The sequence below is a fragment of the Kordia sp. SMS9 genome, assembly GCF_003352465.1.
GTDB lineage: Bacteria > Bacteroidota > Bacteroidia > Flavobacteriales > Flavobacteriaceae > Kordia.
In genome coordinates this window covers 732640-747068 of sequence record NZ_CP031153.1, presented here as the reverse complement: position 1 = coordinate 747068, position 14429 = coordinate 732640, and the positions used below count along the sequence as shown (strand labels likewise).

The 14429-nt window shown below is 34.2% G+C and carries 15 protein-coding genes; 6 read left to right on the top strand and 9 right to left on the bottom strand.

Annotated elements, in window-relative coordinates; all coding sequences use genetic code 11:
• Positions 1–17 precede the first annotated feature (17 nt).
• The 4 genes from KORDIASMS9_RS03415 to KORDIASMS9_RS03400 form a co-directional block, all read right to left on the bottom strand.
• Positions 18–500 carry a hypothetical protein gene (locus tag KORDIASMS9_RS03415; RefSeq protein WP_114901491.1) on the bottom strand — a complete coding sequence of 161 codons (483 nt, stop codon included), beginning with the start codon at positions 498–500 and terminating at the stop codon, positions 18–20.
• 10 nt (positions 501–510) lie between these two features.
• Positions 511–1290: an ATP-grasp domain-containing protein gene (locus KORDIASMS9_RS03410; RefSeq protein ID WP_114901490.1), complete on the bottom strand. Its 780-nt coding sequence runs from the start codon at positions 1288–1290 to the stop codon at positions 511–513.
• Positions 1291–1345: 55 nt separating this feature from the next.
• Positions 1346–2212, bottom strand: a complete 867-nt coding sequence (locus KORDIASMS9_RS03405) for a tetratricopeptide repeat protein (protein ID WP_114901489.1) — start codon at positions 2210–2212, stop codon at positions 1346–1348.
• Between the two features lie 170 nt (positions 2213–2382).
• Positions 2383–3069, bottom strand: coding sequence for an alpha/beta fold hydrolase (locus tag KORDIASMS9_RS03400; RefSeq protein ID WP_114901488.1), 687 nt, complete (start codon positions 3067–3069; stop codon positions 2383–2385).
• Positions 3070–3426: 357 nt separating this feature from the next.
• On the opposite strand from KORDIASMS9_RS03400, the gene KORDIASMS9_RS03395 reads away from it, so the two are divergent.
• The gene (locus tag KORDIASMS9_RS03395) at positions 3427–4056 is read left to right on the top strand and encodes a hypothetical protein (protein WP_114901487.1); all 630 of its coding nucleotides are present in this window, start codon (positions 3427–3429) and stop codon (positions 4054–4056) included.
• Between the two features lie 60 nt (positions 4057–4116).
• On the opposite strand, the gene KORDIASMS9_RS03390 is transcribed toward KORDIASMS9_RS03395, so the two are convergent.
• Complete coding sequence (locus KORDIASMS9_RS03390; protein ID WP_114901486.1) at positions 4117–5664, bottom strand: ribonuclease E/G; 1548 nt, start codon at positions 5662–5664, stop codon at positions 4117–4119.
• 336 nt (positions 5665–6000) lie between these two features.
• The gene (locus KORDIASMS9_RS03385) at positions 6001–6291 is read right to left on the bottom strand and encodes an HU family DNA-binding protein (protein WP_114901485.1); all 291 of its coding nucleotides are present in this window, start codon (positions 6289–6291) and stop codon (positions 6001–6003) included.
• Positions 6292–6423: 132 nt separating this feature from the next.
• On the opposite strand from KORDIASMS9_RS03385, the gene mutY reads away from it, so the two are divergent.
• From mutY to gldD, 4 genes are read left to right on the top strand one after another with little or no spacing between them, the layout of a single operon-like run.
• Positions 6424–7461, top strand: a complete 1038-nt coding sequence (gene mutY, locus KORDIASMS9_RS03380) for an A/G-specific adenine glycosylase (protein WP_114901484.1) — start codon at positions 6424–6426, stop codon at positions 7459–7461.
• 42 nt (positions 7462–7503) lie between these two features.
• The gene (locus KORDIASMS9_RS03375; RefSeq protein WP_114901483.1) at positions 7504–7986 is read left to right on the top strand and encodes a single-stranded DNA-binding protein; all 483 of its coding nucleotides are present in this window, start codon (positions 7504–7506) and stop codon (positions 7984–7986) included.
• Positions 7987–8012: 26 nt separating this feature from the next.
• Positions 8013–9317 carry a gliding motility-associated protein GldE gene (locus KORDIASMS9_RS03370; protein WP_114901482.1) on the top strand — a complete coding sequence of 435 codons (1305 nt, stop codon included), beginning with the start codon at positions 8013–8015 and terminating at the stop codon, positions 9315–9317.
• Positions 9314–9877, top strand: a complete 564-nt coding sequence (gldD, locus tag KORDIASMS9_RS03365; RefSeq protein WP_114901481.1) for a gliding motility lipoprotein GldD — start codon at positions 9314–9316, stop codon at positions 9875–9877. The genes KORDIASMS9_RS03370 and gldD overlap by 4 nt, the downstream gene beginning before the upstream one ends.
• Before the next feature lie 116 nt (positions 9878–9993).
• Here gldD and KORDIASMS9_RS03360 read toward each other — a convergent pair whose 3' ends face one another.
• Positions 9994–10620, bottom strand: a complete 627-nt coding sequence (locus KORDIASMS9_RS03360; protein ID WP_114901480.1) for a hypothetical protein — start codon at positions 10618–10620, stop codon at positions 9994–9996.
• Positions 10621–10705: 85 nt separating this feature from the next.
• A complete protein-coding gene (locus KORDIASMS9_RS03355) occupies positions 10706–11251 on the bottom strand; it encodes a cation transporter (RefSeq protein ID WP_114901479.1) in 546 nt (181 codons plus the stop codon).
• Positions 11252–11365: 114 nt separating this feature from the next.
• Between KORDIASMS9_RS03355 and KORDIASMS9_RS03350 the strand changes: the two genes are divergently transcribed.
• Positions 11366–12247: a DMT family transporter gene (locus KORDIASMS9_RS03350; protein ID WP_114901478.1), complete on the top strand. Its 882-nt coding sequence runs from the start codon at positions 11366–11368 to the stop codon at positions 12245–12247.
• A gap of 81 nt (positions 12248–12328) precedes the next feature.
• Here KORDIASMS9_RS03350 and KORDIASMS9_RS03345 read toward each other — a convergent pair whose 3' ends face one another.
• Complete coding sequence (locus KORDIASMS9_RS03345; protein ID WP_114905131.1) at positions 12329–14419, bottom strand: pitrilysin family protein; 2091 nt, start codon at positions 14417–14419, stop codon at positions 12329–12331.
• Positions 14420–14429: the final 10 nt, after the last annotated feature.

Genomic DNA, 14429 nt, shown 5'->3' with positions numbered 1-14429 from the left:
ATAACTCTTGTTAAATGTTACTGTTTTGGAAGGTTGTTTGTAATTACTTGATCTATTTCGGCTAATAAAACATCGAATAAAATGAAAATGTTTGAAAGACTTTTGTAATCTTTTGAACGAATTCCACCAGAAAAAATCAGAAAAGAATCTTTGAGTTCAATGATTGGATTTTTAGTTTCCATCAAAGGTATTACAGCTTTACTGCTGAGCATTGTTTCTGAAAAAACACTTCTTTCTCCCTTAAAACTATATGACTCGCTTCGCATCATCATGTATGAAACTAACGTTAGAAATTTGGCTTTAAAAAGTTTGCAGTAAGGAAAATCCTGAGAAAAATCTGAGTTTCTTGCTCTAATAGTTATTCTATTGATTCTCTTATTCCAAACAGCATTCACTTCAACGGACCATTTTCCTTTAGATTCCGTAAAATGAATATCACCTTTAAGAATGGTTTTTTGGGCATTAATTATAGATTGGCAAAATTTATGTAATGAATTCATTTCTATAGATTTACTTTGAAAAATAAATATGCAACGCTTTTACCAAGCTATGTACGTTGAGGTTTGGGTAAAATCCTGCACTGTTGATACAATTAATTTCTACAATTTTCCAACCGTAATTTGTCAAACAAATATCCATGACAAACGCTTCTGCGACTTCATACGTTTTAAGCATTTTTTTGGCAAAGGCAATTCCCTCCGAAGAGACTTCCGCTTCAAAAACGATGTCGCCATTAAATTTGTAATATACAGCGGCTACAATTTGTCCGCCAACAATCCACAAGCGTGCTTCTTTATATATTTCTTTCGGAATAGAAGCTTGTACTAATGATTTGGCGTGTAATAAAGGTGTTTTTGGGTTTTCGAGTGAATTCGCCACAAAATCTGTCCATTTGGTTTCGGTAAACACTTTTCCCGTAAAAATTTTAGCGTCTTTATACGGTTTGATGAATTTCTGTTCATTGGGTTTCCAAGTAATGAAATCATTAAATTGAAACACGTTTACATCATAATTCAGTAAGTTCTCTTTGTACTGTTTTGAGTAAATTTCATATTGATGATTTCCACCATAAAACGAACCTGGATTCCAGTTTGTATTTGCTTTCGCGAGTCGTGCCAATTTCACAGAACCGTATACAAAAACGTGTGAACGATTTGCTTGAACGGTAATTTCTTTGGTTGCTGAGTTCAATTCAATTTTCTCAAAAGGAATATTCAAATCGAGTAACGCATCAAAAATACGCGCATGATCTGGATCAGAATACATATTTGATTGGACTAGAAAAAGCATAAAAAGTGACTGTAATTTTGTGTGTTTCTATTGAAAATTTTTGATAGAGAAGCGTTTATTTTTCATTCCATTTACTTTCAAAATAATCGATAAACTTTGCATATCGAGATCCTTCTTTTGCAAACTTTCGAGTCAATTTTGCCCATTCGTCAAATTTCTTTCTATTGCGAAGTTCAAAATAGGTTTGTGCCATATTTACAGCCATTTCACTCTTTTCAAAATCATTATCCGAAATAGAAATTCCTTTTTTATAAATGCGTTCGGCATCTACAACCTGATTCAGGTTTTTATAGGAATAACCTAATTCGCGAAAGAAATAGTAATCATTAGGATTGTTTTGAATTGCTTTTTCTAAAACTGTAATTGCCTTTTTAAACTGTTTTATTGCGTTGTATGCGTACGAAAGTTCAAACTCTAATCCTTCAAAATGAGGTTCCTTTTCATAAGCTTTTAATAAAGGAGTTAATGCGAGCTTGCTGGCACCAACATGATTATAGTAATATCCCATTTTAGTCAAATATGAAACTGTCCCTGCATTTTGTTTATAACTCTTTAGCCAGTCTGGTTGCTCAGGCAGTCCAAGTTGTTTGACTTGCTCAGGTGATAAAATGGCAATACTAATTGTAGTATTACTTAACCTTGCTTTAAAACTTACATTGTCTAATTCCGACTTTACTTTTTTTAATCCGTTTGCGGTCACAGAAAGTTCAGTTTCAAAATTCTCCGTAAATCCTGCTTGCTCATCAATATAAATAAAGCTTAGCGAATAGGTCGTATCTGTTGCTTTTCTTGGAGAAACAACCCATTTGTCTACAGCTTCATAGTATTTTTTATCAAATCGAAATATTTCTTTTGTATCACTTTGTGAGAAACTAACATTGAAAATGAAGAGTGTGCAAAAAAATATAATGGTGTTTTTCATGAGTATTTGTTATGGTTACTTTTGTGCTTAAAAATAGTGGAATTCATTTCTTAATGAAAATTACAATGAGTGAACACAAATGGTCAGTTAGTAAATAGACTTCACAATATAAAAAGTTTCTTTGAGATTAAATATTGCGCTATTGCAAGTTACAAACCTGCAATAGAAAATCAAACCACAAAATCTCTAATCAAATTCGCTAACACATTCAAGTCTACTTTTTCAATAGGATGTTTTACGTTTTCAACAATTTTAAATGTTCCGTTGGGTAATTGAGTTGCTGCATTTTCAGATTCTTCTAGCGTAACCATGTTGTCTAAAGCACCAATTGCGATTAGAGTTTTATGTTGAATTTCTTGAAGATCTGAATTCGTTAATTTTTTACCATTTGCTAAATCCAACATCATTTCGGCTGTTTTATGCATCACTTTTTTCCAGTCGTTTGGTTGATGTAATTCATGCAATCGTTTGGCAAAAGCAGGTACTTTTTCTTCAATTTTCTCTGGATTTAATAGTTTGATTTCTTGTTGTGCGCTTTCGAAACTCCAATTAAATTTTGTGCCAAGCGTAACAATCTTGTCTACCTTTTCAGGATGCTTCTTTGCAAGTGTCAATGCTACATAACCGCCCATGCTGTAGCCAAAAATATGGGTATTGGAAATTCCCAATGTTTGAAGCTTCTCAACTACATTATTGGCAAATCGTTCCATCTCAAACTCATGAGTGAAAGTGCGTCCGCCGTGACCTTCAAAATTAAGTGTATGTACATTAAAGTCGTTTGCTAAGAGTTCTTGTAGTGACTTTAGTTGTGCTTCACTTCCCAAAGCGCCGTGCAATAATAGTAGGTTGGTTTTCATGGTGTTGTTTTAGAACTATAAAGTTACGGCAAAAAGATAGGTTTTAGTAATGAGATCTGAGAATTGAGTTTTTATTTGAAACTAAATATAGAAAATTGTATTTCGAAAAGCTTAGTTGAACTATATAAAAGTGCTCCAGAAAAGGAAATAGTATTTCATTAGTTAAAAATCTTATACTAATATTTTGCGTACTCATGGTTAGATATTTAACGCTCATTCCTTTTTTTTAAAATGCATGAGTATAATCATTAACTTAAAACTATTAATTTGATAATTAGATGTATAGCTGTGTTTTTAGCGAAAGGTGGAATCCGAAAAACCTATAGTAAATAGAGTAGGATTTAAAAATTAAATAAAATGAATTGGAAAAATCAAGGAAACCCTGGATTATGGACACTAAATACTATTGCCAAAAATGGCACAGACATTTATTGTGTAAATAATAATAATAGTATAGGCTTGTGGAGTAACGATCAAATGGGTTGGATCGATAAAAGTTATACATATGGGAATGATATAAAAATGATAGCATTTGATAAGGACGGGACAATGTGGTGTGTAAAAACAGATCATAAATATTATAAATGGCATCCTGATAAATGGTCGAATTTAACTAACTGGAATGGGCATAATTTCAAGATGGTAGCATTTGATTTAGAAAATAAAATGTGGTTTGTTACTTTAAATGGAGAATTATTTTATAATGATCATTCTCATAACGATTCTCCGATTTTTAAGAAGCAGGAAGGCATAAACTGGACTTTAAATTGGGTAGATTTTTCAGCTAACGATCCTAGTTCTGAAATTTATTGTGTGGGTGCAGGTGAAAACTTAGGTAAGTTTGAAACTGATAATGCTAGTAATGGAATTAATCAAATGAATAATAATTGGAAATTAAAGATGATTTATTATCCTAAATTAAAAGAAAATAACGCTAATGTATTATGCGTAGGAGCTGGAGGGAATTTAGGTTTCTTTCAATTATAAAGAATATTTAGAATACAATTTAATCAACAAAAAAAAGCGACCAGCAATGGTCGCTTTTCATTAGTTGTAGACTTCATCGTTTTTATCTTTAAAACGATATTCTAGATACGTGTAAGCATCTCTTGGTAATATTTTTACCCATTTTTTGTGTTCTAAAAACCACTTAAAACGGATGGATGGAAATCCTTTTGTGAGATACGCTGCAATAAACGGATGCGTGTTGAGCGTGATCCCGTTGAAGCCATTTTTCTTGGCTAAAATTCTTTCTAGATCAGTTGTAATTTTGTCGACGAGAACAATGGGAGCTTCCACTTCGCTACCAGTTCCATTAGGGTTTACTTCTCGTGTTTTAATATTTACTTCTGGTCGTACTCGTTGTCTTGTAATTTGTACCAAACCAAATTTACTTGGAGGTAATATTTTATGTTTCGCTCTATCATCTTTCATTTCTGTCTTCAAATGATCAAATAGAGTTCTTCGGTGTTCTGCATTGGTCATATCGATAAAGTCGATAACGATGATTCCTCCCATATCTCGCAATCGGAGTTGCCTAGCAATTTCTTTTGCGGCAATCATGTTGACTTCTAACGCAGTGTCCTCTTGTGTTTTGGCTTTGTTAGATCGGTTTCCACTATTCACATCAATAACATGCAATGCTTCAGTGTGTTCTATGACCAAATATGCGCCTTTACTCATGGAAACGGTTTTTCCAAAAGAGGTTTTAATTTGTCGTTCTACTCCATATTTTTCAAAGAGTGGAACTTTAGATTGGTACAATTTTACGATAGACTCTTTTTTGGGTGCAATTTTGTGCACGTATTCTTTAATTTCGTAATAAAGATCTTCATCATCAACTTGAATTCCCGTGAATGATTCATTAAAGATGTCTCTTAAAATAGAAGACGCCTTATTCATTTCACTTAATACTTTTGATGGATGTTCCGCTTTATACAGTTTTTTGCACATTGTTGACCATTTTGTCAACAAATTTTGCAAGTCTTGGTCCAATTCAGCTACTTTTTTGCCTTCAGCTACTGTACGTACAATAACGCCAAAACCTTTAGGCTTGATACTGAGTACCAAACGTTTTAATCGGTCTTTTTCTTCTTTACTTTCTATTTTTTGCGATATGGAAACACGCTCCGAAAAGGGAACAAGTACAATATATCGTCCTGCTATAGAAAGCTCCGAACTAATTCTAGGACCTTTGGTCGAAATTGGCTCTTTCACAATTTGTACTAATATCGACTGATTGGCTTTTATAGCATCCATGATGCTGCCATTTTTGTCAATATTTGGTTCAAACGGAAAGTTTTTTAAAGTATAATCTTTTAATTTACCTGTGCTTACACGTTTTATAAATTTTAATAAGGAAAGAAGTTGTGGTCCTAAATCGTGGTAATGTAAAAAGGCATCTTTTTCGTAGCCTACGTTTACAAACGCTGCATTTAGTCCTGAAACGGGTTTTCTAATTTTAGCAAGAAACACATCTCCAACGGCAAAATCATTTGTGCCTTCTTCCTTATGTAATTCAATAAGTTTTCCATCCTTTAGCAAGGCAAAATCAACTTCAGAGGAATTGGATCTAATTATTAATTCTTTATTCACTCTGATTTAATTTTTATCCATACATAAATGTACAGATGGATTAAACAATTTTCACAGGTATTGTTTTTACCCAATAAAATATACATACCGACTATGCAAACACAAGACAGAAGTGCTTACTCAGATATGCAATTTTTTTTCAAAGAACGTTTTGTTTAGCTATAAAACTATATAGCCATAAAATAAAGAAGTAGTTTACTAAAAACTACTTCTTCTTGTGACGATTAGCTCTTCTTCGCTTTTTACGCTTATGCGTAGCCACCTTGTGTCTTTTTCTTTTTTTACCACTTGGCATAATGCTCTATGTTTTTTTAAATTAATTAATGTATTTCGTTATTATTTTACTTTAACGTTGTCTTTCACTCCTTCAACAAAGATTTTTGCTGGCTTGAATGCTGGAATATTGTGTGCAGGAATTTTGATAGTTGTGTTCTTAGAGATGTTTCTACCTGTTTTCTCTGCTCTCGTTTTGATAATAAAGCTACCAAAACCTCTTAAGTAAACATTGTCTCCACTTTCAAGTGAATTCTTTACTTCTTCCATAAAAGTTTCTACAGTTGCCTGTACTTCACTCTTCTCCATTCCTAACTTTTCTGAAATCTTTGCTACGATGTCCGCTTTCGTCATTTTATTATATATTTTGTTTATTCGTTATAAAATTAAGGGATGCAAATATATAATTAATTAGATAATATTTATGTTCTAATTGATTAAAATTTAACGATATAAACATTTATTTTTACACATTATTTTGATTTGATGAACTTTTCTAAAGAAATTATACATTGGTATCGGCAAAATAAGCGCGATTTACCTTGGCGAAAAACGAAAGATCCATACCGAATTTGGCTCTCTGAAATTATGCTGCAACAAACCCGTGTAGCACAAGGATTGCCTTATTATCAGAAGTTTACGGAAGCATTTCCCACCGTGTACGATCTGGCGAAAGCCGAAGAATCACAAGTGCTAAAACTGTGGCAAGGATTAGGCTATTACTCGCGCGCACGCAATTTACACTACACCGCAAAAGATATTGTAGAAAATTACAACGGACAGTTTCCCAATACGTATAAAGGACTTATACAACTAAAAGGTGTTGGCGATTATACTGCAAGTGCCATTGCGTCTATTTGTTTTGAGGAAGTAGCGCCCGTGGTTGATGGAAATGTATACCGAGTGCTGTCTCGTTATTTTAATGTAGATCTTCCTATTAATAGTACAGAAGGCATTAAAAAGTTTAAAGAACTCGCTTTTGAAGTAATAGATCGTGAAGAACCTGCAGATTTTAATCAGGCAATCATGGAGTTTGGCGCGGTTCAATGCAAACCACAAAGTCCGTATTGTATAATATGTCCGTTAAGTGAAAGTTGTGAAGGATTGAAGCAACAACGCGTAAATATGTTGCCGGTAAAGTTGAAAAAGACAAAGGTAAAGCATCGTTGGTTCAATTACCTCGTCGTCGTTTCAAACCAAGCTGAGACGCTTCTGGAAGAACGAAAAGGAAAAGGAATTTGGCAAGGATTGTATCAATTTCCCTTACTAGAAACTGAAAAAGCCGTAGAAGATGTTGAGTCACATCGTACCAAAATAGCTGAAATTATGAATCTCAACGATTTTTCCATCACAGCATTCAATCAAAAAGAAAAAATTCACAAATTATCGCACCAACACTTGCATACTACATTTTGGATAGTGGAAACGACCGAGAATTTAAAAAAAGGCATACTTTTACAGGAAATTCGAAAATATCCAGTGCCAATTCTTATTGGAAACTTCATTGAAGAATTCAATTTTTAATGGTTTTTTAGTACATTTGAATAGATACATAAATTAAAAACAATGAGCGGAACACTAAATAAAGTAATGTTGATAGGACACTTGGGCGATGAGGTAAAAATGCACTACTTTGAAGGTGGCGGCTGCATTGGGCGTTTTCCGATTGCAACAAATGATTCGTATACCAATAAGCAAACTGGCGAACGCGTTACAAATACGGACTGGCACAATATCGTAGTACGTAATAAAGCCGCCGAAATTTGTGAAAAATACCTAAGTAAAGGTGATAAAATATATGTGGAAGGACGTTTGAAAAACAGGCAATGGCAAGGTGAAGATGGACAAACGCGCTACACGACGGAAGTTCAAGTGACTGATTTTACTTTTTTATCTACGAAACAAGAATCGCAATCCAATGCAGCGGCACCTGCTCCTGCAAATACAACTACGAATCATCCAGCTGCGCAACCAACGCAGCAATCGCAACCACAACAGCAATCGCCACAAGCAACGCCAGTTGACGACAACGATGATCTGCCATTTTAATCGAAGTATAATTAATCAGTTAGATTTTGGATCCAGAACCCAGTTTATTCATCTTTTTAGCAACTTTTGAAAGTCTCGATATCTTCAAGATTGTGCTTTTTGGTGTGTTATTATTGTGTTCAGCTTTGATTTCGGGTGCGGAAGTCGCGCTATTTTCTTTATCACAAACGGACATTAACGAGGCTGAAGAATCCAAATCTTCAAGTTTACGATTGGCTGCAAAATTACTCCGAAAACCGAGAAGATTGTTAGGAACCATTTTGGTTGCGAATAATTTTATCAATATTGCAACTGTTTTATTATTTGCTTCCTTTAGTGATAAATTTTTTGGTGGAATTACCACAGATTGGCTTCGTTTACTAATTGAAATTGGCGTCGTTACCTTTTTTATTTTACTTTTTGGAGAAATTCTTCCGAAAGTATATGCAAGTCGAAACAAACACAAGTTTTCCGCGATGATGGCTTTTCCGCTAAATATATTGGACAAACTTTTTGCGCCGATTAGCATGCCGATGAGTTTTGTTTCTGGATTGATTCAGAATAAATTGGGAAAAAAACGTTCCAACCTTTCGGTAGATCAGTTATCGCAAGCCTTAGAACTGACTTCTGAAGACGAAACTACCAAAGAAGAACAGAAAATTTTACAAGGAATTGTGTCGTTTGGAAATACCGATACCAAGCAAGTGATGCAACCACGAATGGACGTTTTTGCGTTGAAAGAAGGCATGTCGTTTGAAGCTGTTTTGAGTGAAATTACTAAAAAAGGCTACTCGCGAATTCCAGTCTACAAAGAGAGTTTGGATGATATTTCGGGAATTTTATACGTAAAAGATCTCATTCCATATATAGACACAAAAAACTTTGATTGGGAGAAGATTTTGCGTGATCCATATTTTGTGCCCGAGAACAAGAAGCTAGACGATTTATTACGCGAGTTTCAAGAAAAGAAAATTCACTTAGCCATTGTGGTCGATGAATATGGCGGAACTTCAGGTTTGGTATCGTTGGAAGATGTGATTGAAGAAATTGTGGGCGATATTAGTGACGAGTTTGATGATGAAGACGTACATTATTCCAAAATTGACGATAAAAACTATGTCTTTGAAGGAAAAACAAATTTGAAAGATTTCTACAAAATTATTGGATTGGAAGACACTTCTGAATTTGAATCGCACAAAGGTGAATCGGAAACGGTGGCGGGTTTTGTGTTGGAAATTTTTAGAGGTTTCCCGAAAGTACGCGATAAAATAAACTTTGGTACATATACGTTTACAGTGGAAGTGATTGACAACAAACGATTGAAACAAGTAAAAGTAACGCTCAAAGAATGAATCTTATAAAATGTACACCTCTTTTTTTACTCTTAGCCATTCTTTTTGGTTCGTGTGAAGGTGAAGTATTGCCAAAACCCAAAGCTTTTTTACGATTGGATTATCCGGCACCAAAATATGCCAAAGTACAATCAGACTGTCCGTATGCGTTTGAAAAGAATGAATTGGCCATTATTGATCCGAAGCAAAATTGCTGGATGAATTTGGACTATCCTGCGTTGAATGGAACCTTGCATTTGTCGTACATTCCGATTACAAATAACTTGAACAAACTCTTAGAAGATGTTCAAAAACTAACCTACGAACACGCAGTAAAAGCAGATGCTATTGATCCGACTGTGTATGAAAATAAGGAGCAAAATGTATATGGAATGGTGTATGAAGTTTCTGGGAATGCGGCTTCACAAGCACAATTTTACGTTACAGATAGCATCCATCACTTTTTAACAGGTTCGTTATACTTCAATGTTCGCCCAAATTATGATTCTATTTATCCTGCGGTGAATTACATCAAGAAAGACATTCGGAAGTTGGTGGAATCGTTGGAGTGGAAAAACTAGATTTTTGCTAGGTTTATTAAGGAATTTTTGAATTTTGTTTGAAATGTATTGACACATTTTCAAATCATCAAATAGATAGAATAATACCATTTTAACTGTAAATTGGTATAATGATTTTATTTCAAATAGCCGTTGGCTTTTAACTCCTTGTGATGTTGAACAATATTTTCTGGAATTTCACCCGAAAGCAACCAATTAACATCCAATCCGTTGTAGATGGAATTTTTCATAAGGTGATGAACATTTCCTATTTGATTGCCTAATAGTTTTAAATTGTCTTTGAAATCCAATAAATAATCTTCATGCAGTTTTTGAATGAGCATAAGGATTTTAAAAACTCTCGCAATAATATAAATACACAGTTTATACGCTTTGGCAGGTGTTGCCTTTTCAATTCTATGACTATTTTGTTTTAAAATTTCGTTTAACATGAGGAGATTTAAACTGGCTTCTCCAAATTTGTCTTTGGTGATTTTTACGTGTTCAGTGATGTCTCCGCTAATTTCCCGCATGTCCATCATTAAATAACCAGGAGACCAATAGCGTTCAGAAGCGTGTTCAACTTTTCGCAGTATTTTCGTTTCCATTTCGTTGCGTCGATCATCCACGGTTCTATCATCAAGAAGTTCAAAATAAAGTCGATCCGCCAATGCCAAATCTTTTTTTAGAAGTCGAAAAATAAGTTTGTCTTTTTCTTTGGATGGCAATTCGCTAATTGCATTTTTAAAATCTTGGTCAAACATCTTATTTTTTATTTGTTTCTAATTTAAAAAATAAAATCCCCAATCATAACAATTGAGGATTTTAAGTATTCTATTTTTATAAAGTTTATGCCTTTTTTGTGCAGCACGCTTTTTTACAATCTTTGGCACACGCCATAGCTTTTACTTCTTTTTTAGCACAGCATTCTTTCTTGCAGTCTGCTTTACATGCTTCTTTTACTTCTCCTTTTTTAGCACAACATTCTTTTTTACAATCAGTATCACATTTTTTAGAGAATGCTTCCACATTTTTCATATCAGACACTTTGTATTTGCCAGGAACTTTGGCAACAGTTCCTACTAACGCGTCAAAATCCACTTTTTCTTCGTTGTATTCAACCATTGCAAGTTTCTGCTCAAAATCTACCGTGGCAGATTTTACACCTTCCATAGACGCTAATTTGCTTTCGATGCGTTTTGCGCAACCAATGGCACAGGTCATTCCGTCAATTTTAAATTCGGCTTTGTTATAGTTTGCCGCAAGGTCTTCTTTACTTGCTTCTTTCTTTACAGTGGTCGCTTGTGTGTCAATAGTAATTGTTTTTGGGGTGTTGCTGTCTTTACAGCTTACAATCGCTAATGCCAATGCACAGATAAATAGTATTTTTTTCATCGTTATGTTTTTTAATATAATTTTTGCTTATATACGCATTACAAAATTAAGGAAATATGAACGAATTATTCGAAATAATTATTGGACTTTTGTGCGATATTACGAAATATACTCATGGATCACGCAAAATTAAAGTGGATTTATCTTAGCTTGCTTTCAATAATTTGGGGAAGTTCTTTTATTCTAATTGAACAAGCCATCAAAGGATTGGATTTTGTGCAGGTAGGCGCGTTGCGAATTTGCGTTACTGCTGTTTTTTTGTTTCCGATTGGATTGAAAAAAGTAAAAGCAATTCAACGTTCACAATGGAAATGGATTTTTTGGACGGCGATGGCAGGTTCTTTATTTCCTGTGTTTTTATTTGCGTTGGCGCAAGAGCAGTTAGACAGTGCCGTGACCAGTATGTTGAATTCGCTTACACCTTTAAATACCATTGTTTTTGGAAGTTTGTTGTTTGGAGTGGCAGTTTCTAAAAGGCAGATTTACGGCGTGTTGATTGGTCTAATTGGCGCTTTGGTGTTGATTATTGCAGGAGCGAATTTTAACGAAAGTCAAAACTATTGGTACAGCGCGTTTGTATTTTTAGCAACTATTGGATACGGTTTGAATGTGAATATTATTAAAAAGTATTTGAATGATGTGAATGCGATGGCAATTGTAACAGGAAACTTTGTCATCATTATTATTCCCGCTTTCATCATTTTAGCTTTTACAGGATTTTTTAATGATATTTTGAAAAATGAAGCGATGCAAGTTGCGTTAGGATATGTGGTTGTGTTGTCTTTGTTTGGAACTGCTATTGCAAAAGTTATTTACAGCAGATTGGTGCAAATATCAAGTCCTGTGTTTGCTTCTTCAGTAACGTACACCATGCCGATTGTGGCTATTTTTTGGGGCATTCTTGCGGGAGAAAAATTAAGTTTCTATCAAATATTAGGCGGATTTGTGATTTTATTAGGAGTGTATTTGGTGAATAAAAGGAAAAAGAAAGCTTGATTTTAAGAAGTTGATCATTATAAAAAAAGCCGAAAATCATATTAGACTTTCGGCTTTTTAGCTATTTTATTTTTGTGAGATTTACTGGAAATCTTCTTTTGTTAAAGGTGCATTTATTTTTGCAGATATTGTAGAAAATTCTACTTTTTGTCCCATCATTGGTAACACCATTTTATAAGGAAACTTTACACCGTCTACATCTTTATATTCACCGTAAGTAGTTTCTTGTGCAGTTTCTTGTCCTCCAGGTCCTTTAGCAGTTTCTGCTTTTTTCACTTTCAAACCAGAAGCAACATCATAATAGTTAGTTGTTTTGCTTCCATCAGCTTTTTCAATAACCACTGCATAGGCATCTTTTCCGTCTACAGCTTCAATCCCTGTTAATTTTATAGTATTGCTATCGTAATATAATTCAGGGAATAATCCTTTTTTAGCTTTCATATCAGCGATCATTTCTGCTGGCATGTCTCTTTTTTGACCTTGTTGCTCCATGTATCCTGCTTCACTATCAAAAGCTTGTTTAAATACTGATCCCATGCCTGCAATACTCATGTCAACGACTAACATGTTTGGATTTTTTTGTTTCATTGTCATCATCATGTCCATTCCTTGGAAAGAAGTTCCCATTTCTTGTACAATCGTAGTAACACTCATGAGTTTTTCTTTTCCGCCAATAGCTTTTAGGTAATCATCAATAACCGTTTGCGCCGTTACGCCTGCAGGAATTGGTTTTTTAAATACGGGCTTCTCTGTTGGACTTCCATATTGATCAAAATATTTTACAGGAACTTTTTTACCTTCAAACATCATGTTTTCTAAGCCACCAATAACTTCACTTCCTTTTCCTGTAACTACAATTCTAAGATTGTCTTTCAAGAAATATTTTTTAGCTGCCCTTAATACATCTTCTTTGGTAACAGCTTCAATTTTTTCAAGATATGTTTCATAAAAATTTTCAGGAAGATCTTCTGTAATGATATTTAATGCATAATTAGCAATGGTAGCTGGACGTTCAACTCCCGTTACAAATCGTCCAACGTATTTTGCTTTTACATTCTTTAATTCTTCATCAGAAACTAACTCAGAAGTAATTGTTTTAATTTCTTTTAAAATTTCAACAACAGCACTATCAGTTACCGCGTTACGAACCTTAGCTGTAGCACTAAACCTTGAGATGGTTTTTCTGTTATTTCCAATTCTGGAATACGAACCATATGTAAATTTCTTGTCTTCACGTAAGTTGTTGAACAAACGCGCTTCTCCACCGCCACCAAGAATATTGTTGGCAATTAACACTGGGAAATAATCTGCATCTTTCATGGTAAGATTTACCGTGTTTTGCACACTTAATTCCGATTGTACCGCATTGTCTGCATTGATAAAGTTGATTTCCGTGTTAGTAGGATTGGAAGCTGTATCATACGAAGCAGCAGTGATTGTTCCTTTTTCCCACTTTTTAAAAAGCTTCTTTACAAGTTTTTTAACGTCTTTGGTTTTTACATCTCCAATAACGATTAAGTATGCATTATTTGGTCTGAAGTATTTTTTATGGAAATCCTTAATATCCTGTAATGTTACATTCTTTACAGTTTCTTCAGAAACAAATTCTCCATACGGATGATTCACACCATACGCCAAAACAGATCGTACTCTATCAGAAATAGCTTCTACGTTTTTCTTTTGCGATTTGATTCCTTCTATAATTTTAGCACGTTCACTGTCTAAATCTTCTTGGGTGAAATTAGGGTTTAGTCCAGCATCTGCCATCAATTCCATAATTCTTGGGAAATACTTTGAAAGTGAGGCAGCAAAGGCGCTTTGCGAACCAAAATTTAAAGAAGCACCTAAATAATCAACTTCTTCATTAAAGTCATCTTTAGATATGGAAGTTGAACCGCTACCTAATAAAGAACTTACTAAACTTGAAATTCCGGCTTTTTTTCCTTCTACAATAAGTGGATTGTCAATATTAAGTGTTGCAGAAACACGCGGTAATTTGTTGTTTTCTACCACCATTACGGTCAAACCATTTTTCAAGGTAAACGTGTTTGGTTTTCCAATATTAACTTTGGGTGCAGGACCAGGTTTTGGTTGAACCGATCTATCTATTTGTGCTTGCATTGTAAGTGAAGCCACAAACAATACAAGAAGTGAAACTATTTTTGTTTTCATCTGTTGTTTT